The organism is Coleofasciculus chthonoplastes PCC 7420 (genome assembly GCF_000155555.1).
GTDB lineage: Bacteria > Cyanobacteriota > Cyanobacteriia > Cyanobacteriales > Coleofasciculaceae > Coleofasciculus > Coleofasciculus chthonoplastes_A.
Genome location: NZ_DS989862.1, coordinates 75,588 through 98,506 on the forward strand (window position 1 = coordinate 75,588; position 22,919 = coordinate 98,506).

General features: G+C 46.0%; 13 protein-coding genes. 7 read left to right on the forward strand and 6 right to left on the reverse strand.

From position 1 onward, the window contains the following. Nucleotides 1–260 precede the first annotated feature (260 nt). Entirely contained in the window at nt 261–4,829 is a 4,569-nt protein-coding gene (locus MC7420_RS25790; protein WP_044209737.1) for an isopeptide-forming domain-containing fimbrial protein, read from the forward strand. Nucleotides 4,830–5,001: 172 nt separating this feature from the next. Here MC7420_RS25790 and MC7420_RS25795 read toward each other — a convergent pair whose 3' ends face one another. The 6 genes from MC7420_RS25795 to MC7420_RS25820 all read right to left on the reverse strand — a co-directional run bounded on the left by MC7420_RS25795 (nt 5,002) and on the right by MC7420_RS25820 (nt 12,822). Continuing rightward, on the reverse strand, nt 5,002–5,721 hold the full coding sequence (locus MC7420_RS25795; RefSeq protein ID WP_006104157.1) for a Uma2 family endonuclease: 720 nt from the start codon (nt 5,719–5,721) through the stop codon (nt 5,002–5,004). An 83-nt stretch (nt 5,722–5,804) separates the two neighbouring features. Continuing rightward, nucleotides 5,805–6,629: a CheR family methyltransferase gene (locus MC7420_RS25800; protein WP_006104125.1), complete on the reverse strand. Its 825-nt coding sequence runs from the start codon at nt 6,627–6,629 to the stop codon at nt 5,805–5,807. A 206-nt stretch (nt 6,630–6,835) separates the two neighbouring features. Further along, entirely contained in the window at nt 6,836–7,888 is a 1,053-nt protein-coding gene (locus tag MC7420_RS25805; RefSeq protein ID WP_006104092.1) for a protein-glutamate methylesterase/protein-glutamine glutaminase, read from the reverse strand. A gap of 309 nt (nt 7,889–8,197) precedes the next feature. Further along, nucleotides 8,198–9,991 carry a methyl-accepting chemotaxis protein gene (locus MC7420_RS25810; protein ID WP_232231785.1) on the reverse strand — a complete coding sequence of 598 codons (1,794 nt, stop codon included), beginning with the start codon at nt 9,989–9,991 and terminating at the stop codon, nt 8,198–8,200. Between the two features lie 113 nt (nt 9,992–10,104). Further along, a complete protein-coding gene (locus MC7420_RS25815; RefSeq protein ID WP_006104167.1) occupies nt 10,105–10,593 on the reverse strand; it encodes a chemotaxis protein CheW in 489 nt (162 codons plus the stop codon). Nucleotides 10,594–10,632: 39 nt separating this feature from the next. Next, nucleotides 10,633–12,822 carry a chemotaxis protein CheA gene (locus MC7420_RS25820; RefSeq protein WP_006104211.1) on the reverse strand — a complete coding sequence of 730 codons (2,190 nt, stop codon included), beginning with the start codon at nt 12,820–12,822 and terminating at the stop codon, nt 10,633–10,635. Nucleotides 12,823–13,266: 444 nt separating this feature from the next. Between MC7420_RS25820 and MC7420_RS25825 the strand changes: the two genes are divergently transcribed. From MC7420_RS25825 to MC7420_RS25850, 6 genes are all read left to right on the forward strand, one after another. Next, nucleotides 13,267–13,641: a response regulator gene (locus MC7420_RS25825; RefSeq protein WP_006104152.1), complete on the forward strand. Its 375-nt coding sequence runs from the start codon at nt 13,267–13,269 to the stop codon at nt 13,639–13,641. Beyond that, nucleotides 13,638–14,243, forward strand: coding sequence for a chemotaxis protein CheC (locus MC7420_RS25830; protein ID WP_006104199.1), 606 nt, complete (start codon nt 13,638–13,640; stop codon nt 14,241–14,243). The genes MC7420_RS25825 and MC7420_RS25830 overlap by 4 nt, the downstream gene beginning before the upstream one ends. 75 nt (nt 14,244–14,318) lie before the next feature. Continuing rightward, nucleotides 14,319–15,857, forward strand: coding sequence for a sensor histidine kinase (locus MC7420_RS25835; protein WP_006104127.1), 1,539 nt, complete (start codon nt 14,319–14,321; stop codon nt 15,855–15,857). A gap of 143 nt (nt 15,858–16,000) precedes the next feature. Continuing rightward, nucleotides 16,001–20,707, forward strand: a complete 4,707-nt coding sequence (locus tag MC7420_RS25840; protein ID WP_006104162.1) for a PAS domain S-box protein — start codon at nt 16,001–16,003, stop codon at nt 20,705–20,707. A gap of 503 nt (nt 20,708–21,210) precedes the next feature. Then, nucleotides 21,211–21,438 (forward strand): hypothetical protein, encoded by a 228-nt coding sequence (locus MC7420_RS25845; RefSeq protein WP_006104191.1) that lies wholly within the window; start codon nt 21,211–21,213, stop codon nt 21,436–21,438. Between the two features lie 230 nt (nt 21,439–21,668). After that, a complete protein-coding gene (locus tag MC7420_RS25850) occupies nt 21,669–22,856 on the forward strand; it encodes an RRXRR domain-containing protein (RefSeq protein WP_006104088.1) in 1,188 nt (395 codons plus the stop codon). The last annotated feature ends 63 nt before the right edge of the window (nt 22,857–22,919 follow it).

A 22,919-nucleotide genomic window follows, 5' to 3' on the forward strand; every position in this document is an offset into this window, starting at 1 on the left:
CATGCTGATTTTAGCTCAATTGCCCAGTTGCTGGTGGCTAATGGTTGGGGCAAGGGTTAGCCGTAAAAGGGTTCCCAGACAAGGGCATCAATACTGCCGGAAAGACACACCTATCGGGGGGGATGTAGGGAGCGATCGCCTTGTCTAAATTTTCGGGCAACAGCGACTCCCTTGATCGGGTTCCCGAATAGTTTCACATCCGCAGCAAACGACCTGATCAACCTATGCTTTTCCAGATATACAGCTAATTCAAATTTGCTATGCGTCACAAGAAAAAACCTAGACTTATTCATAGAGATAAATCGCAGTTTTCTGGGTTGAAACAACGCTGGATTCGATTTATCGCCGTAGCCATTTATGTGGCTAATTTTGTTACGTTTTTGGCAGCGCCACCGCCAGTTTTAGCCCAAATAGCGTTCCCCTGCGATCCCACACTCTATATTAGTCAAGGTATAGGAGCACAGGACCCCACTGGACTCAACCGACTGATTACGAATGTGAGTCCGTTTAGGCTAGAGGAAATCGGTCCAGCGACAGCACGGTACAATGCTATAGGGTTTAACGTGCAAGATGGCTTTATCTATGGGATCGGTCCGGATCTGGTTAATGGGGCTTTTCCGGTTTTCCGAATTGAGCAAAATGGTGCTACTACTCAAATTGGCTCCATTCCTATTGCTGGAACTAATATTCCAGAAGATACTCGATTTATTGCCGGAGATATTGATGATAGTGGTAATTATTACGTCTACTCTCCCCCAAATGGAGTCTTGGCTAGGCTAACTATTTCAGCCAATTCGGTAGCATTTAATTCTTCCACAATAGTGAATGGTTCTCCTAACTTTGCCGACATTGCTTTTAATCCAGTAGATGGTAATTTCTATGGTTATGGTAGGAACTCCGTAAGTAATGGCGTTGGTCAGATTGGATTTTTTCCGCGAGTAGAAAACTTAAATAATCCCCTTAATGTCACATTTTTCGGTGATCAATTTGCTTCACAGGATTCCTTTGGAGCGATCTTTTTTGATGCGAGTGGTGAATTATTCGGCTATCAAAATGATGATGGTTCTGGTGATGGTGTCTTATACAGTCTTGAGGTTGGTATTAACGGTAGTGGCGCAGGTCAATTTCGACAACGCAGCGTAGCTCCAGCCGTTAGTCAAAATGATGGTGCTTCCTGTGCCTATGCTCCAGTTGTCCAGAAAACGGTTTCACCTACAGAGGTGACTGCTGGAGATACAGTCACGTATACCTACCGATTTATTAACCGCAGTTCACTCGACATTACACAGGTTACCTTTACCGATAGGCTTCCTTCTGGAACTGCTGAACCTGACGGACGCACATTCTTAAGAATAGTCAACAATGCAGGATTGCAAATTAACGGTGATATTACTGGGTTAGACACTAATGAATTGACCATTACAGGTATAACCGTCCCTAGGAACTCAGAACCAACACTGGAGATAGAAGTTCAGATCCCCCAGACCTTAAATCTCGATCTGCCAGGTACCTTCCTTAATCAAGCTCTCATTGAGGGAACCGTGGGTGAACAACCCCCAGATCGTCCAGGTGTACCAACGACAGCGGTATCTGATTTTCCAGATTCACCAGAATTCCCCGACCCAACACCCGTAACGGTCAATCCCAACCCTGTGACTTTAGTTCCCAGCAAAACAGTGGAACCCATCGACAGCAATGGGAATGGTGCAGCTGATCCGGGTGAGGAACTGCGCTACACCATCACCATCGAGAATACGGGTACTGGTACATCAACCAATACCATTCTCACCGAAGACATTCCCGCGAACACCACCTATGTTCCTGGTAGCGCTACATTAAATGGCAATCCTATCGCTGATGCGAATGGCACACTACCCTTCGTGAGTCCCAATGGGGGTTCCGTTGGAAATATCGCTCCAGGAGGAACGGCGACAGTTACATTCCGAGTCACCATCAACGATCCTTTACCATCAGGCGTCACTGAAATTAACAATACAGCGACAGTAACCAGTGACGAAGTGAAAACACCTGTATCGACGGATAATCCTGATACACCAGATAATCCCAATGATCCCAATAGTCCAGAAGACCCCACCGTTGTTCCCATTGGCGGCGGAACTCCACCCGTACCCCCTGAGATTTATAAATCGGTGCGTTTCCTCAGAGATATTGATGGGAATGGCGTGTTGAACATTGGTGACGATGTTGAATACAAAATTATCGTCAGCAACCCCAGCGATACTCGCACCATTAATAATGTGGTAGTTCGCGATATTGTGCCAATTCAGGTAAGCATACTGCGGGATAGTTCTAATCCAATTAATATCGACGCCCCAGATAATTCAGGATTTGCCCTCGCACCAACCTTCCCTAGTACCAGTTTTAATGGCACCGGTGAACCTGTTCAGTTTACCAATGCTGGGAACCTACCTCCCAGTGACAGCGTGACGATAACCTATAATGCCAAGATTTTAGACGGTTCATCCAGTCCGATTACCAACCAAGGATTAGCCAATTATGCGGGTGATGGTGGAAATCCCGTCCGTTCAGATGCCAGTGACTCCACCAATCCTGATGAAGAAGGGTCTGGAAACAATCCTGGAAACCCTGACCCGGATGGTGATGTAAACCAACCTACAGGGGGTCCGGATGACCCAACGATTCTCAATTTTGTCTCACCTGTCAACCCAGCCGGAACTAAATCAGTACGTCTAGCTGAAGACGTTGACGGGAGTGGTTCGATTAGCACCGGAGATATTCTGGAATACACGATTACCTATACCAACACTGATCCGACAGACATCACCAACTTCGAGGTAACGGACGAAATCGCTGATGGTTTAAGCTTTGTTTCTGGCAGTTTGGACATCGATGTCACCTCTGGAACGACAGTGACGGCGAATCCCAACTATAACGGCACAACCAACACAACCCTAAATCAACCACCTGGCACTCTAGCCAGTGATGGTGGTCAAGTGGTATTCACCTATCGTACAGAAATCACCGCCGGTCCAGGAACGTCGATTCGCAACCAAGCCGTTGCTAACTTTGAAGATAATACAGGCGCTGGCTCTGTTCCCACCGATGCCATTCAAAAACCAGGAGATTTACCCCAAACCAATAATGGTGATCCGAACAATCCCAAGTTCGATGACCCAACCATATTGACAGTCGAAGACCCAATGACGCCAACGCGCCCAGTTGCGAATAAATCGGTGCGTTTCTTGAGGGACAACGATAACAGTGGTAGTCTCACCATCGGTGATGATATTCAGTACACGATTATCGTTCGCAATCCCAACCCGACTCGGACTCTCAATAATGTTGTGCTAAGTGAAATCCTGCCGATTCAGGTGCGAATCTTACGCGACGGTTCCAACCCGATTAATGTCAATGCTGGGTTTTCCCTTGCCTCAAGCCTACCGATTAGTAGTTTTAACGGCACAGGTAGCCCAATTGAGTTCACCAATCCCGGCACATTACCACCAACGGGTGAAGTCGTTCTCACCTTCAATGCCCGAATTCTACCCGGGGCGGCTAACCCAATTACCAACCAAGGGCTAGTCAACTTCGAGGGAGATGGCGGGAATCCCGTCCGCACAGATGCCAGTGATACCACCAATCCCCGACGACCTGGGTCGGGGAATGAGCCAGGAAACCCTGATCCTGTCGATACAGGGGGTAATGTAAACCAACCGAATAATAGTCCCACAGACCCGACAATCTTGAATTTTGTCAGTCCCGTAACTCCTACTGGAAGTAAATCGGTGCGTCTGGTTGTCGATGCTGATGGTAATGGGTCAGTGACCACAGGTGATACTCTTGAATACACGATCATCTACACCAACCCTGAAACCAATGCTCCGATTACGAACGTGTTAATCACTGATCAAATCGAAGCCGACAAAGTAAGTTTTGTCCCCGATAGCTATAACTTCCGACGTGTAGATGGCAGTGGAACAGCCGGAAATACGACAACCGTAGAAGCTAATCCCAGTTTCAACGGCACCACGGATCAAAACCTAAGTAATCCCAACAATCGAGGACAATTAGGAACTGGTGGTGGTCAAGTCATGATCATGTACAGTGTCCGCGTCACGGCTGGGGCGGGTACACAAATTCAAAACCAAGCTACAGCCCAATCAAGCGGCGGTTCAGTAGACTTCTCTCTCACCGATGCCCTTTCGGGGTTAGGAGATGATGGCACGCCATCGTTGCCGCAAATCAATGATGATGGAGAAGATTTGGGTAACCTTCCCGGTACTGGGGATGATGAGCCGACGATTGTGACGGTTGGTAGTCCTGGCAATCCACGTCTGCGGTTAGTCAAGCGAATTACCAATATCACCCGCGACGGTGTATCCATCAGTGGTATTGACTTCAACAGCTTTAACGATGATCCAGCTAATCCCGATGACGATGCAGCAGGTTGGGCGCAACGTCCGCCTGTAGGCATTATCCAGTTGGGACCGGAAAATACCCTGCAAAGCGGTGATAATGTGGAATACACCATCTATTTCCTCTCCGATGGTGGGACAACCGTTAACGGTATTCAGGTTTGTGACGCGATTCCCGAAGGCACGACTTTTATCTCAGATAGTGTTTCACCGGGTCAAGGGATTTTGTTGAATCAAGCGGGAATTGATAACCCTCTGACCAATGCCTTAGATGCAGACTTAGGCACATTTTTCGGAGAGTTAGACCCGGTTAATACCTTCTGTCCCAACCCCAATAATCCTGATGGATCGGTATTAGTGAATGTGGGAAATGTATCAACAATTAGCCCAGATAATATTGGCTTTGTCCGCTTCCGGGTCAGGATTGATTAGGTAAAAGCAGCGGGAGGATGTTAATCTCATCTGGATTAATATTCTCCTGAAACGGCGCTGATAAGGCGCTAAAGCGCCTACTACGAACGAACAGGTTGTGTTCCTACTGGTTCGATTGGTGTTAATCGAGTTCATCTGGATTAACTCCTAACTCCCGCAACCGCGCCGCCAATCATTCGGCTCGTTCTTCGGCGAGGGTAGCCCGTTGGTTCGCCGCGATCGCGTCTTCTTCAGGAAGGGGAATTAAGTCTCCTTGACTCGTAAACCAGCGCAACCACAACCGTTCAATTCCTTGATAACATCCCTGCCATAATCCTAAACTTAATCCCAACGGAGGAATCAGCAAACGTCCATTGGTCAGTTCTGCCGATTCATAAGCACCAGCCACCCAGCGAAATGCTTGCAGTTCATTGGTATAGCGACTAAAAATAAAATAATAGGGAACTCGCAGAATCTGTTCGTATACCTGCCACTTAGTCGGAGGTTTCCCCGCTTGACGAATGGTTCGACCCAAATCATCATCTTCTGTCCCTGGAGATAATAATTCCACCACCACAAACGGACTAACCAATTCTTGCCACAACACATAACTTAAACGCAGGTCATGACCTTCATAGAGTCGAGACACACCAACCACCGCAAACCAATCCGGTCGTTTATACCAGTTGGGATGATGTAAATCATAATAGAGATTAATGTCAACACCCACAAAAATTTCCTCTGGATTCCAGTTAACTGGCTGAAACGTTTGTCGCAATAGGTGCGGCTGTAAGCTATGAAATTCGTCAGGCAATCCGGGTTCCTCCAGGTGTTCACTCGGTAAATCATACATCGTCGGTAGGGTTTGCCGAGGGGAAAGGGGTGGGTCAGTTTGAGCAGGAAGACGAACCATAGCAATTTTAGGTTTAGAGTTTAGTACAGGCGATATCTGTAGAGACGCGACATTTCGTGTCCCTACTAGGCTAACGAAAATCCCTATAAGCGCTGACGATAACACACCGCTTTATCTACTTGCACCCGTTCAAAGGAGTCATCTAAATTTAAGGTAGTTTCCCCACCGCCTAAAAATAAATAACCGTCCGGCGCGAGAATTGTCCGGATTTTTTCTAATACGGCTTTTTTGGTGGCTAAATCAAAGTAAATCAAAACATTACGCAAAAAAATAATATCCAGTTTATGGAATTGGGTAAATGAATGGGTTACTAAATTAAGTTGCTGAAATTCAATTCGGTGGCGTATTTTATCACAAATTTGCCACTGGTTTCCTTTATGTTGAAAGTATTTATTTAACAAGGAAAGGGGAAGTCCCCGTGTCACTTCAAGTTGACTGTAGAGTCCGGCTTTGGCACGGTTGAGGATCTCATTGGAGAGATCGGTGGCAATTAATCGGAGTTTCCAGTTCATTAGTTCGGGAAACTCTTCATGCAGTAGCATGGCAATGCTATAGGGTTCTTGACCACTCGAACAAGCCGCACACCAAATATTTAAGGTTCGTTGCGTTTGCCGTTTGGTTAAAAGTTCGGGCAGAATGACCTTGGCAAGGGCGTCAAAGGGATAGCGATCGCGGAAAAAGGATGTCTCCGTCAACAGCATTCCCTCAACCACCTGGACATGGCGTTGATTAAAGGGTTGCGTTTGCAGATTGGCAATCATTTCCCCCAAAGAACTAAATCCCATTTGCGTCGCCAGAGGGGTTAAGCGCAACTCGGCTAAATAGGCTTTATCTGCATCCAGAACCATGGCGGAATGATGGCGTACTAATTGGCGTAAATAGTTAAAATCTTGATGATGTATTGGCATTGTTTTAAGATTTAATTGTTAGGTAGGGGCGGGTTTGACTATTAACGTTTTTGACCTCACAACAGATGTGACTAAACCCGCCCTGACTGAGGAGAAGAGGGCGACCCGAGTCAATTGAGTGGACGGGTGTTGTTAAATGTGAGAAGCGGGTCGCCCCTACAGGTTTCGTGATGCTATGTTCATTTATGGGAGTCTCTTCAGGAATTTCAACGAACCAGTTGGATAATTTCATCGGCGATTTGGTCTAGGGGTAAAATATTATTAGCTAAACCCGCTTGGGCGACAGATTTGGGCATTCCCCACACCACACTACTGGCTTGATCCTGAACCAGAATATGTCCCCCGGCGTCGCGGATATGGTGACACCCTTGCAAACCATCGTGTCCCATACCCGTCAACACCACCGCGATCGCACTCCCTGGAAATGTCTTAGCAACGGATCGAAATAACACATCCACCGCCGGACGACAGGAATGTTCGGGTGGGGCTTGGTGTAAACTCAGGTGTACCGTTTTCCCCCGGCGCACGACAATTCCGTGGAAATCTCCCGGCGTAATCCACGCATGACCCGGACGCAGTTCAGCCCCCTCATAGCCCTCGGCGACGGAAATGTGACATTGATGGGTTAAACGTTCGGCTAAACGTTTGCTAAATAGGGGAGGGATATGTTGCACGATGACAATGGATAGGGGAAAATCGGCGGGAAACCGGGATAAAAGCGTGGCTAAGGCGTTCGGTCCCCCCGTAGACACACCGATCGCGACAACTTGGGCTTTGGCGAGTTTCAGGCTGGCGGTTTGGCTGGGGAGGCGCGATCGCGCGATCGGTGTATTGTCAGATACGCCTAAGATATCGGCACAAAAGACTTTAATTTTAGGAATTAATTCGCGTTTTAAATAATCGGAAACTGCCTCACCTGTTCCCAATTTTGTTGGTTTAGTAACATAATCCTGAGCGCCGAGAGAAAGGGCTTCTAACGTAGCTGCTGCACCGCGTTCGGTGAAAGCACTAAACATAATCACGGGCAAGTTTGGATAACTTTGGCGAATGGCAGTTAATGTTTGCAAGCCATCCATTTCTGGCATCTCTAAATCTAGGATAATTAAGTCAGGGTGCAGGTGAGGTATTTTAGAGAGGGCAATTTGACCATTGGCGGCAATTCCAACTACGTCTAAAAAAGGGTCTTGAGAGAGGATTTCACTGAGTTTTTGACGAATAATTACCGAGTCGTCAACGATGAGCAGGCGAATTTTACGCATTGTAGGGTAGGGGAGATGTAGAGACGTGCCATGGCACGTCTGTGGTGCGGGGCAAGAGCGATCACTCTCGCTAATGTTAGTAATACATAGCTGCGAAGGGGGATGACAGAGGATGCGGGAGCTTTTGTTTCATGGGAGAAGGGGAACCGAACTCTCTTGCCTCTGGCTCCCCTCTCCCCCGCGTGGGAGAGGGGCTGGGGGTGAGGGGTTTAGTTGACATAGATGGGCGGGTTTAGTCACATTTAGGTGAGGTAAGAAACGATAGTTGTAAAACCCGCCCCTACACAATCAAAACATTCCCTTCACTAATTAATACTTGAACTGATTCACCAAGGCTTGTAATTCCGACGCGAGTTCGGCAAGTTCCGCCGCCGATTTCAACGTATTGCTGGCGAGGGAGGTAGTTTTTTGAGCCGCGTCCGCAACACTATTGATATTTTGGGGAATTTGTGAGGTACTTTGGGCGGCTTCGGCGACGTTGCGAGCCATTTCATTCGTCGTCGCAGTTTGTTCTTCTACCGCACTGGCGATTGTGTTTTGGAAGTCGTTGATTTGATTAATAATCGTGGTAATTTGACTAATCGCTTCCACCGAACTTTTGGTGTCACCTTGAATCGCTTCGATTTTTTGGCTAATGTCTTCTGTCGCTTTGGCGGTTTGTTTCGCCAGTTCCTTCACTTCATTGGCAACAACAGCAAATCCTTTCCCCGCTTCCCCGGCGCGGGCGGCTTCAATTGTCGCATTAAGTGCGAGGAGGTTCGTTTGTTGGGCAATGGAGGTAATTACCTTAATCACATTACCAATTTCTGCGCTACTTTGACCCAATTTGGTAATCGTTTGGTTAGTGCTTTCAGTCATATTAACCGCCGTTGTCGCGACTCGCGCCGCATCCGCCGCACTTTTGGCAATTTCTTTAATACTGGCGCTCATTTCTTCTACCCCTGTCGCCACCACTTGAGCATTGCGGTTGACTTCTTCGGCATAAGCTGACGCAGTTTGGGCTTGTCCGGAGGTATGTACGGCGTTTTCATTGAGTTGTTGACTCACCAGGTTCATGTCTTCCGAAGCTTGAGCAACAGCCGTGGCGACTGAGGCAATTTTACCGACGGATTTGGTTAAATTGCTTGCCATTCGATTGACATTATCGGTCAGTTGTTTGAAGTCGCCTGTGGTTTTTGCAGTAACGTTTTTGGAGAGATCACCTTGAGCAATGGCTGAGGTTAATTGGGTAATATTTTCAACTTCTTCCTTGAGATTTGCCGCCATCTGGTTAATGTTTTCGGTTAAGTCTTTCCAGATTCCGGTAGCCGTTTCCACAACAGCGCGACTACTCAGGTTTCCTTCGACACTAATTAAACGGGCGACGCGGTTTTTCTCATTGGTATATGCCTCGATATTATCCCGCAGTGTATTAATCGTGGTACTCAGGCTTAAAAGATCACCCTTTAACGGCTGATTGTTAATCTCTAGAGGCATTTTACAGGACAAATCACCAGCCGCGATCGCTTTCAGTACATCCTGGGCGGCGAGGGTGGGTTGGGCGAGGGTGTGGATCAGGGTATTAATCGCGGTGGTTGTTGTTGCCCATCCTCCTTTTAAATAGGGGGGTGGAGATACAGGTTCAGCCCCATATAACCAGCGCCCGGCATAATTTTCCCAATCCTTTAATACGGTTGTTTGCTGTTGGCGTCCCAGTCGTTCGGTGAGTTTACCGTCTTGAACAACCTGTTTACTAACTCGGACAATTTCATGGATAACGGTTTGGTTAACACCCATCCATTCATTGAAAACTTGAGCAATTTCGCCCCAGCCGTTTTCCTCAGTGAGTCGGGCATTAAAGTTACCATCTCTGGCACTTTTTAGGGCTTGGAGGAGTTCATTAAAGTTTTCTGGGGATAAGAGAATTCCCTCTATTTCATGGCTTGGCTGCGAAGCTGTCGGCGTGTGTTTAGGTTCAGATACCATGGTTTCACTATGATGATGTTCATTGCTTCCATTGGTCTCTTGATTTTGGAAAAAGACTAAGCGTCCGGGTTTGCTGAGTTTATCGAGGTTCATGGCTTCTCCTAATTTGTGAATTCCTTTGAGATGGTCGAGGTTCATTATTTTTTGTTCTTTGTTCTTTGTCCTTTGTCCTTTGTCCTTTGTCATTCTTTAAGGAATGAGTTTGACGTTTCTGTATTCTTTAGCCCTTGACTTGCTGACGTATACATTATTTAATTCCGAAGAGTTGGTTTAAAAATGGTGAGTTCAACAACTTTGTCGGTATCGAGAATCAGCAGAAGTTGATCGGTAAGTTTATACGCGCCACGAATTAATTGCCGTGCGTTTCCCGTTAAAGTTTCTGGGGATTTTTCAAAGCAATTATCGGAAATTTCTAACACTTCTCCCACATCATCAACAAGCAAACTAATCACCTCATCAGCCGTTCGCACAACCACATTGAGAGGGAGGTGTTCGCTATCTTCATCCAGTTCTGTTTCAACGGGTATCTTAGTGACATTCTGATCTAACTCCAGAAATTGACGTAAATCCACAGCCGGAACAATCTGACTCCGTAGGTTAATTAATCCCCGCACGGCTGGCGGTGCTAAGGGAACGCGGGTAATCGACTGATAGCGAATAACTTCTTGCACGTTTTCCACTTCTAGCCCTAAGAAGAAATGGTCGAGAAAAAAGGTACAAAATTGATGGAATTGAGCCATGATGAGGGAAGTATTTATAATGACGAATGACGAATGACATTAAATTGCTTCGATGTCTAAAAGTTCGGTCACTTGACCCTGAATAACTGCGATCGCCTGCACCCCTGGACGAGTGGCTTCACCTGTGATACAAAGGTCTTCCATGACGATATCCACCATGCGTTGCACCACTAATCCAATTTGGCGTCCACTTTGACAAGCAACGACGACAACTTGCAGCAGATCAGCGTCTAATACGGCTGTTTTTTGGTTAGCAGCGCTAAAGCGCTGACTACTAACAAAAGATACATTGGCAAAATTAACTAGGTAGAGAATTTGGTCGCGATACTGAATCACTTGGCGATCGCCCACTTGTTCGATCGCGGTTCTGGGAAATTCTTCTAAACGCACTACCCGTGACAAGGGAATTGCCATGCGGCTGTTATCTAAGGCTTCAAATAACAGTAACATTTGCACGGTTTCGATAGTGGATTGAGAGGACATTTCTTGCTGAATTAAAGCGTTTGTTTGTTCATCTGAAAGTACCCCCGCCCGTGATGCTAAACTAAATATATCTAAAATTAATGCCACTTTTCCATCCCCTAAAATTGTGGCTCCGGCAAAACAAGGGGTTTCTTTGAGTAGTTTACCTAAGGGTTTAACGACAATTTCTTGAGTATCATTAATTGCATCAACCACTAAGCCAAAGGTAAAATTATCGACTTGCAGAACCACAATGTTCAGCATGATTTCCGATTGCGGATGGGCGGGTTCCGGTTCCCATTCCACTAATTCCAGTTCCCGATTCAAATACACCAGGGGTAATAATTTACCCCGCAACCGATACACAGGGGCTTTGTGGACATATTCGATCCCGTGATCCGCTTGTTCTCCCTGCAAGCGAACTAATTCTAAAAGACTGGTTTGAGGAATGGCGTAGCGATCGCCGCCACTGGTGACAATTAAGGCGGGAATAATTGCCAAGGTTAAGGGAATTTTTAGTTTAAATGTCGTTCCTAAGCCAAGTTGAGTGTGAACGTCTACCGTACCGCCAACCTTTTCTACATCGGTTTTTACTACATCCATTCCCACTCCCCGCCCCGATAAGCGCGTTACAAAATTAGCGGTAGAAAAACCGGGAATAAAGATTAAATTAAGGGCATCAGTATCACTTAAGCGATTGGCTTGATTCGGCGTAATTAAGCCTAAGCTTAACGCTTTTTGTTTCAAGCGTTCTGAATCAATTCCCGCCCCATCATCCGAAATTTCAATCGTTACATAACCACTTTCATGGAAGGCTTGCAGACGTAATCGCCCGGTGGCGGATTTTCCCTGAGTTTGACGTATATCTGGGGATTCAATTCCATGATCCACACAATTACGGAGTAAATGCGTTAAGGGATCTTTAATCGCTTCAATAATCGTTTTATCCAGTTCCGTATCTTCTCCCTCTATCTCCAATTGCACTTGTTTTTCTGTCGCGATCGCAACATCCCGAACTACCCTAGGAAACTTGCGCGTAATTGTACTAATCGGCTGCATTCTGGTTTTCATGACCCCTTCTTGCAACTCTGTTGTCAGTCGGTTTAATTGCTGGGAGGTAGTAACAAAAGCGGTTTCATCTTGCAGCGTGGAGAATTGTTGAATCTGATTGCGAACTAATACCAATTCCCCCACCAAATTCATCAACTTATCCAAAAGATTGATATCGACTCGGATTGACTGTACTGTATTTGGGGTTGTCAACGCCGACATCAACTCCTCGCGATCGCAGGGAAGTTTTGACCCTTCAGGATTTGTAGGGGCGGGTTTAGGGATTTCCTTTTGGCTATTAATGGTAACGTTTGTACAAAACCCGCCCTCATCTCCCCTATCTCTAGATTGCAGTTGATTTAAGGTCTGAATTAAGCCAGAATAGTCAACCTCGCCTTCTTGTCCGATCGCGTCTATCTGGGCGCAGATTTGCTGCATGGCGTCTAGGAGTTCCAGTAAGCTGCTGGTAATCTCCGCATTTAGCTGCAATTGTCCATCTCGTAGACAACTAAGCAAATTTTCACCACTGTGGGTAAGGGCTTCTAGAGTGGGAAACGCCATGAAGCCGCAGTTTCCTTTAATTGTATGTAAGGAACGATAAATTCCTTCGAGTAAATCTTTATTGGTGGGATTTTTCTCTAATGTGACTAGATCCGTCTCAATCTGACTAATATTCTCGTAGCTTTCTACCAAAAAGGCTTTGATGTCTTCATCCATGATAGTTAAGTAATGGCTTGCATGTAGTCTGGGACGTTAATGGTTAAAGCTGACAGGAATTATTTCAAGAAAAATACGGCGGAAGTCAGTGGGATTCAATTTCACTGAGTTTCGCCACTAAACCGAGTCTATCTTGGCGCAGGGAACGCTGCTATCGGTGATCCCACCCAACTTGAGAAGGCTGGATGAGAAAGATCCGTGATTTCACCGAATGACATTCTCGGACATTCGCTAGACAATAAAAGACAAGGATGAAACGGTTTTGATGAGTAGGGGCGGGTTTCACTATTATCGTGTTTTTTCATCCTTATGTTACTAAACCCGCCCTGATCAACTGTACAGATTCGTTGAGAGTTGGGTTTCATACCTCAACCCAACCGACTTGCTAACTTCATTCAACCAACTGTTTAACCGCAAAAAACTGTAACCAAAATCGAGGAAACTATGGCACTAATTCTAATCGTTGATGACGCCGCGTTTACCCGACGGATGATCCGGAAAACCCTTGTCGCGGATGGACATGAAACCCTAGAAGCCACTAATGGACAAGAAGGACTGGATAAGGCGATCGCACATCAACCCGACTGTATCTTAACCGATATGCTCATGCCCGTTATGGATGGCTTTCAACTCCTCGCCGCCTTGCGCGATCGCCAAATTAATACCCCCGTCATTGTGATCACCGCCGATATTCAGGAAAATGTGCGCCAGCGTTGTCGTGAGTTAGGCGGATCAGGCTTTATTAATAAACCCCCCAAAGAAGCCGAATTACGTCGTGTTATGGGTGAAATCTTAGCTTGTCCCCAGGAGACTGTATGAACTTAACTCCCGATCAAATTGACGCGATCCAAGAAATCGTTAATATTGGTGTCGGTCGGGCGGCTAGCGTCCTGAATGAAATGCTGGAAGCCCCGATTCGCCTCCAAGTTCCCTATATTAAAATTGGGTCGCCTCTGGATTTTCAATCTGAAATGGAAACTCGCCTCGGTGGGGAACAAGTTGCAGCAGTTCGCCAAGACTTCTCTGGATCTTTTTCGGGTTTAGCGGAGTTAGTTTTTCCCACCGATAGTGCTTCGATTCTCGCCGCTGTTCTCACGGGTGAAGAATTAGGAACACCGGATTTAGACGCTGTTCGCATTGGTACGTTAAGTGAGATTGGCAATATCTTAATCAACAGTGTAATTGGGTCAATTAGTAACGTCCTCAATCAACGCCTCGACTATGCCATTCCCAGCTACATCGAGGATACTGTCGAAAACTTAATCAACGTCGGCGACAATCAGCAGGAGAATACTATCCTGTTAGCCCAAACCCAATTTTTTATCGAACAACTTCAGATTCGCGGTGATATTATCCTCGTCTTTGAAGTCGGTTCTTTCGACGTGTTGCTGGACGCGATCGCGATGCTAACTACTGTGTAATCTGATTCATGGTTTTGACCAATAACGAATGACCAATGACATAAGACCAATGACCAATGACCCCTTAATCCGTCCATGCATGAGATAGAAATTGCCGCTGAAAAATTTGGTGTTCTTGACCAAATGCCTTTGGGTGTCTGTATTCTCCGATCCGATTTCATTGTCTTATTCTGGAATCGTTGTTTGGAGGATTGGACACACCTATCGAGAGGTCAAGTTTTAGGTCACAAAATTAGTGACTATTTCGCTGATTTAAACCATCCCCGGTACGAAAAGCGGCTGAAGTCCATCTTTTCCGGGGGACCTCCGACCATTTTTTCCGCCCAACTTCATCCTCATTTTATTCCCGCCTATTTACCCGATGGACAACGGCGAATTCAGCGTACCACTGTCACCGCTATACCCGGCTTAACCGAAAAAGACTACTACGCCCTTTTATCCATTCAAGATGTTACTGAACTTAGTCAACAAGTTCAAGACTATCGAAAAATGCGCGATCGCGCTTTAGCAGAAGTCCAAGAACGACAACGCGCCGAAGCCGCTTTACGGTCTCAAGAAGAACAATTACAAGCGGTTTTTGATGCGGTTCCTGGTTTCGTCTCTTGGGTGAATTCGGATTTGCGATATCTGGGGGTTAATCGCCATCTTGCTGATACCTTTAACTTGACTCCCAATCATTTTATTGGTCAAGATGTTGGCTTTATGAAAGCGAGTCCCGGCTTTGCTGACTTTATGCGACAATTTATCGCCAGTCCCGAACCAGCGGCTAGTCAAGTGATTGAGGCTTACGTCAATGATACCACCCGGAGTTACTTAATTGTTGCTCAGAAATACCAACAAGGACGGGCAGCGGTTTCTGTGGGAATTGATATTACCGATCGCAAGCAAGCGGAAGAAGAGGTTCGCAAAGCTTTAGCTAAAGAAAAAGAACTCAGTGAACTCAAATCCCGTTTTGTTACTATGACCTCTCATGAGTTTCGCACACCCCTAACTACTATTTTAAGTTCGGCGGAATTACTGGAACATTATGGTCATAAATGGACACCGGATAAAAAACTCACCCATATCCATCGTATTCAAGGAACGGTTAAACATTTAGTCCAAGTTTTAGAAGATGTCACTCTGATTGGCAAAGCCGAAGCCGGAAAACTTCAGTTGCAGCCTGTCTCTCTGGATTTAGTTGAATTTTGCCACGGCTTGATTGAGGAGTTACAGTTGAGTTTAGGACAGCATCATTCTCTGGTCTTTACCCATCAATGCCCAAACCTTAATGTCTGCATGGATGAGAAGCTGTTGCGGCATATTCTGACGAATTTAATCTCGAATGCGATTAAGTATTCTCCCAATTGTGGAATCGTTACCTTGAACCTCGTCTGTCAGGATTCATCCGCCATCTTTCAAATTAAAGACCAAGGTATTGGGATTCCTTTAGCCGATCAAGAAAAACTCTTTGAGGCGTTTCATCGGGCGCAAAATGTGGGGAATATTTCGGGAACGGGATTGGGGTTAGCGATTGTTAAACGGGCGGTTGATTTACAAGGGGGTGAAATTACGGTAAACAGTCAAGTGGGAGAAGGAACCATGTTTACGGTTACATTGGCTTTATCGGTATAGATTGAATAATTTATTTATAAAATAATGAATTAGGAAGGGCGGGTTTTGCTGTTCAGTTATCGGTAAACAGGTGAATTTAGTCCCTAAACCCGCCCCTACAATTGGTTAATTAATTGCCTACTCTATTGCATTTTCTAATAAACATGGTGTTATCATCTCACGTAAATCACCCTGAAAATAAAACCGCGATCGCGACTGAAATCCAAACAGCGGCGCACCAATTTCATGTCCTGGATCAAGTCCCTATAGGCAACTGTGTCCTGCGATCGGATTTAGTGGTTTTATATTGGAATCGCTGCTTGGAAAACTGGACGCATCTCTCCAAACAGCAAATCCTCGGTCAAAAAATTACCGATCATTTTCCCCACCTGAATCATCCCAAATATACCACCCGTCTCCAACAAATTTTCACTGGAGGACCACCCACTGTCTTTTCCTCCCAACTTCATGTCCACCTGATTCCTGCACCTTTAGCCGACGGATCATTACGGATTCAACATACCACCGTTACCGCCGTTCCTAGTGAAAAAGATGGCGAGTATTATGCTTTATTATCGATTCAAGATGTTACTGAACTCACTCAACAAGTTCATAACTATCGCACCATGAGAGATCGGGCGATTGCGGAAATTAAAGAACGCCAACGCACCGAAGAAGAATTAGCCGACTATCGTAACCATTTAGAAGAACTGGTTGAAGAACGAACCGCTGCACTCCAGACAGCTAATGAACAATTAAGCCTGAGTCAAGCTAATTATCGTAGTATCTTTGAAAATGCGGTTGAGGGCATATTTCAACGTACCCCTGATGGTATCTATATCAGTGTTAACCCAGCCTTTGCCCAGATACTTGGCTATGCTTCACCCAGCCATTTTTTAAACTCTATAAAAAATATTGAACAACAACTTTATGTTAATCCGGATGACCATAGACGTTTAACCAAATTAATCCAACAAAAAAAAGCCGTATCTAAATTTGAAATCCAGGTTTATCGCCAAGATGGACAGAAAATTTGGATTCGCAAAAATACCCGTGCCGTCATCGACCTATCGGAAAATATTCTCTATTATGAAGGCTCAATTGAAGACATTACCGAAAGTAAACTCGCTGAAGAACGACTGCGAGAAAGTGAAGAACGCTTTCGCCTGCTAGCCGACACCGCCCCCGTCTTAATCTGGTTAGCCGGAACCGATAGTCGCTGTTACTTTTTCAATAAAACCTGGTTAGAATTTACCGGACGCACCTTAGACAAAGAAATAGGTGATGGCTGGACAGACGGAGTTCATCCTGATGATTATCACTATTGTATCGAAACCTATTCCAACGCATTTAAAGCCCAAAAACGGTTTCGCATGGAATACCGTTTACGCCGACATGATGGCAACTATCGCTGGATTTTAGATACAGGCGTGCCTCGGTTTACATCCACTGGTCACTTTGCCGGATATACTGGTTCCTGTATTGATATTACCGATCGCAAGCAAGTCGAAGAACGACTGCGGGAGAGTGAAGAAAATTATCGTTCAGTGATTGAAAGCGTTAAAGAAGTCATTTTCCAAACCGATGCAACGGGGGTATGGACATTCTTAAATCCCGCGTGGACAGAGATTACTGGCTTTACCTTAGGCGAAAGCATTGGCACAAATTTCTTAGAGTATATTCATCCCGATGATCGCCAACGCAACGTAGAGTTATTTCAACCCTTACTGGAACGAAAAAAAGACTATTGCCAGCATGAAGTCAGATATCTGACCAAAGATGGCGGATATCGCTGGATTGAAGTTCATGCCCAATTAACCTTTGCCCCCGATAATACAATCACCGGAACCTCTGGCACACTCCGGGATATTACTCACTACAAATGGGCAGATGCACAACTCAAAGCCAGCGAACAAAAGCTTCGCCAGGTGATTGATTTAGTTCCCCATTTCATCTTTGCTAAAAATAAAGAAGGTCAGTTTATTTTAGTCAATCAAGCCGTCGCTGATACTTACGGAACTACCGTTGAAGCCTTACTGGATCAACCTGAAACAGAGGTTGCCCCATCAGTAGACGATGCCCATCAATATCGAGAAGCAGACTTGCACGTTATTACCAGTGGAGAAACTCTTTATATTCCCGAAGAAACGATTACCAATGCCCAAGGCGAGACTCGAATTCTGCAAACAACAAAAATTCCCTTCTTTGTCGCTGACTCCGATGTTCCCGCCGTCTTAGGAGTATCCATTGATATTAGCGATCGCAAGCAAGCCGAGATTGCGCTTCAGCAACAATTAATGCGAACGGTTCTGCTGAAGCAAATCACCCAAGAAATTCGCCGCAGTTTAAACACCAAAGAAATCTTTCAAACCACCGCTACCCAAATTGGTCGGGCTTTTGGCGTCAATCGCTGTGTGATTCATACTTACCTGACGGAACCGACACCAGCCATTCCCTTTGTGGCAGAATATTTAGAAACAGGATATGAATCCATTCTCCAGTTAGAAGTTCCCATTCGGGGAAATTCTCATGTTCAACAGTTATTAAAACAAGACAAGGCAATCTCCTCACCAGATGTCTATGCCGATCCATTGTTGTTATGCTGTACCCAAATGTGTTGTCAGATTGGATTAAAATCGATGCTGGCAATTCGCACCTCCTATCAAGGGGAACCGAATGGGATTATTGGCTTGCATCAGTGTGATTCCTATCGCCATTGGTCAAGTCATGAAATTGAGTTACTCGAAGCCGTTGCTGATCAAGTGGGGATTGCGATCGCCCAGGCGCATTTGTGGGAACAGGAAACTCGCCAACGTCAACAGTTAACCGAACAAAATGTAGCCTTAGAAAAAGCCCGACAAACCGCCGAAGCCGCCACCCAAGCCAAAAGTGAATTCTTGGCAACGATGAGTCATGAAATTCGCACACCGATGAATGCCGTGATTGGGATGACGGGGTTACTGCTGGATACTGAATTGACCTCAGATCAACGCTATTTTGCCGAAACGATTCGCAATAGTGGGGATGCCCTACTGACGATTATTAACGATATTCTGGATTTCTCAAAAATTGAATCGGGGAAAATGGAGTTAGAGGAACAACCCTTTGAACTCCGCACCTGCATTGAAGAAGCGCTGGATCTCCTCACCACCAAAGCCGCCGAGAAAAATCTAGAATTAGCCTATTTAATTGACTCCCAAACCCCCAACTGGATTGCCGGAGATGTGACGCGGTTGCGTCAAATTTTAGTGAATTTAATTAGTAATGCGGTTAAATTTACGCCAACTGGGGAGGTTTTGGTTTCCGTAACCGCCCAGATTTTGGCAGATGAGGAAGATAGGGGAGATCGCTATCAGTTACAATTTGCCGTAAAAGATACAGGAATTGGTATTCCCGTTGATCGGATTCATCGCCTGTTTAAATCCTTTAGCCAGGTTGATTCGTCCACCTCTCGCCAATATGGGGGAACAGGATTAGGATTAGCCATTTGTAAACGCCTGTGCGAAATGATGGGAGGTCAAATGTGGGTAGAAAGTGGCGGATCAGTCGCCGGAAATCCGCCTGCGGGATGGATAGCCACTGATAGCGGAGAAGAGAGTTCGGGAGGTTCAACCTTTTACTTCACAATTCTATCTGAATCAATCCCCGATTCAGCCGTAGTCGAACAACCCATCTGTGCCACTTACCTAGCCGGAAAACGGCTATTAATTGTCGATGATAATACGACAAACTGCCAAATTCTAATCCGACAAGCCCAGTCTTGGGGGATGGAATCACAAGCCACGGAATCGGGTCAAGAGGCGTTAGCATGGCTGTCTCAAGGTGAACAATATGATATTGCCATTCTGGATATGCAGATGCCAGGAATGGATGGGATTACCTTGGGGGAACAAATCCGTCACCAGTTTAAGGATAAAGAATTCCCCTTATTAATCTTATCGTCCATGGGTAAACCTGAGATTGCCTCTGGAGTCGTGGAAGCGAATTTTGCTGCCTTTTTAAGTAAGCCGATTAAGCAGTCGCAACTCTACAACCTGTTAACGCAAATCCTGAGTGGACAACCAACAAAAATCAAGCGATCGCCTGTAGGTTCACCCTCTCTTGATCCCACTTTGGCGCAACGGATACCCCTGCGAATCTTAGTGGCGGAAGACAACAAAGTCAATCAACAATTAGCCTTGCAGTTATTGCAGCGCATGGGATATCGCGCCGATGTCGCCGGGAATGGATTGGAAGTAATTGAAGCCCTGCGCCGTCAGCCTTATGATGTCGTATTCATGGATGTACAAATGCCAGAAATGGATGGTTTAGACGCCACCCGCCATATTTGCCAGCAATGGTTACCCGCAAACCGCCCGCGAATTATTGCCATGACAGCCAACGCTATGCAAGGCGATCGCGAAAAATGTTTGGAGGTAGGAATGGATGACTATATCAGCAAACCAATTCGCGTCAATGAATTAGTTCGGGTTCTGTCGCAAAGTCAGCCAACTGAGGAACCCCCAGAATCCGCACCCCAAACCGAGTCAGCCCTTGACCCCCAAGTCTTACAAACCTTTCACGACATGATGGGCGAGAGTGCGACTGAAATGCTGCATCAATTAATTGATATTTATTTAGAAGATACCCCCGCCATGTTGGAAACGCTTAAAATAGCCCTGCAAGAGAATAATTTACCCACTTTGCAACACACGGCTCATACCTTAAAATCATCGAGTGCGGCATTAGGGGCGATTAAATTCTCCCAGCTTTGTCAAGACTTAGAAAATTTAAGCAAGTCTCAAGTTACAACAGGTTTATGTGAACTCGTTGCCCAAATTGAATCTGAGTATCAACGAGTCAAGCAAGAGGCGATGAATTATAAGTTATAACCCATTGTATTGGCGTGGCACACCTTATTTGATGAATTAGAATGGGAGAGCCGAAACCGTAGGGGCGCAAAGACTTGCGCCCGATTCAATGGTCTAATCTAATCCACAATTTTAGCTGTGTCAGTCCAGTATGTTATGGCATGACAGTGAAATAGATTGTAGGTTGGGTTGACGAAGATTTGAGCCTAGAACTAAAGTTCTGGCTAAAAGCTTAAACCCGTTAAAACGGGTTGAAAGACTGACCCAGTTGCATTATCCACAGAAGGGCGGGTTTTGTTGTTCATTTATTGGTGGATATCTGAATTTAGTGGCTAAACCCGCCCCTACAGTACAGACGTTCCATGGCACGTCTCTAAATGACTGTTAACTGGGGGTAATTAACCACTAATCTAACCACTCAGCCAATCGGCGTAGTTATATTAAGAAGTTTTACGGAAGTCTTGACTGGGGGATGTAGTCGATAATCAAAATAACCATCACAAGCTGTATTGAGGCGCTGTTCGATGAATATACCGTCCCTGCTGATTCTGGCGATCGCTCTTGTCGCGGTTTACATTCATACCCATGTCGCAGAGGAATTAGTGCAAGTAGGGGCAACTATCATCGCGTTACTTTGTCTGGTGTTGAATCTGATTTTAGCGCCACTCGCGATAAAACTGCTCATTGTCGGGTCTATTTTACTCACAGCAAAACGGGCTTCATTAGCACTTTTTAATTCCCTGCTCCAGTAAACAGTAGACTTCAGCAACCCCACGCTACTAACGTGGAGCGTGGGGATTGCCAGAGACAAGTCTGGTGACGCAAGAGTTGAATAGACCACTAGCCATCAACTGATACACACTTCCGAATGCTTCCCCAGTTCGGATCAACTGTAAGCCTACTTGTTATAGGCGCTTGAAGAAAGGACATTTTGTTGGTGGTGGTCGAGGGGACTGATAACTCACACGAGAGGCTTATATCCATGATTCGTGTTCCAGTTTTATCACCAAAAGGGAAACCATTAATGCCAGCTAAAGCTAGCCGTGTTCGACGGTGGTTAAAGTCAGGCAAGGTCAAGGTTATACGCAATGACTTAGGTGTCTTTCAAGTCCAGTTAGTCAAGGAACCGTCAGGTGAACAGACCCAAGATATTGCAGCCGGAATTGACCCGGGAAAGCTGTTTACTGGGATGGCTGTCCAGTCAAAAAGTGTCACCCTATTCCTTGCCCATCTGAACCTACCATTTAAAACCGTAACCAAGCGGATGCAAGGGCGGGCGATGATGCGACGAGGACGGCGAGGGCGACGGATTAACCGGAAGGTTCCTTATGACCAACGCAACCACCGCGAGTGCCGATTCGATAACCGCAAAGGTCATAAAATACCTCCCAGCATTCGGGCGAATAAGCAGTTAGCACTACGGGTGATCCAGGAGTTATCAAAGATTTACCCGTTTACTCATGTCCTCGTGGAGGTGATTAAAGCTAGAGGTGACAAGGGTTTTAGTCCGGCAATGGTCGGGCAGTATTGGCAAATTGAGCAGTTAGAACAAGCAGGCTATACCGTCCACACCCAAGAGGGATGGCACACCTCAAACCTAAGAAAGTATCTAGGCTTACCCAAGTCTAAGAATAAAGCTGAGGAATCACCCGCCGCCCATGCCGTTGACGGCATCTGCCTAGCCGCCTCCCGGTTTATACGGTATCGCCAGATTAAAGGCAGAAGTGGTACCTTCCTAGGGTCTATTACGGTAACACCATGTCAGTTTGCAGTGATTAGTCGCTCTCCAATTTGCCGCCGTCAGCTACATTTAATGATTCCCGGCAAGGGAGGGAAACGGCGGCATTATGGTGGCACCCTCACCCGTCACGGGTTGAGGAAGGGCGATTATGTCAAAGCTGAAAAGGCGGGTATCACTTACTACGGTTACGTTTCCGGTGACACTAAAACTCAAGTCTCGGTCAGTGACGCTAAATGGAAACGAATAGGGAGGTTTACCACCAAAAAAGTCCAATTGTTGCAACGAAATACCGGACTGGTATCAACAGTTGGGTTGTCAAACCTTGCCCTGAGCGAAGTCGAAGGGCGTGGTTTGACCTCTATCCCCCTCCGACCTACTTCGTTGAGGTCGGAGTCCCACGAGGTAAAACGATGGAACGGGAAAAGATAAGATGTCCTCTGTCTTCTAGTGCAAGAAGGCAGAAATAACTGAACAGCTAATATCTCCCCCAGC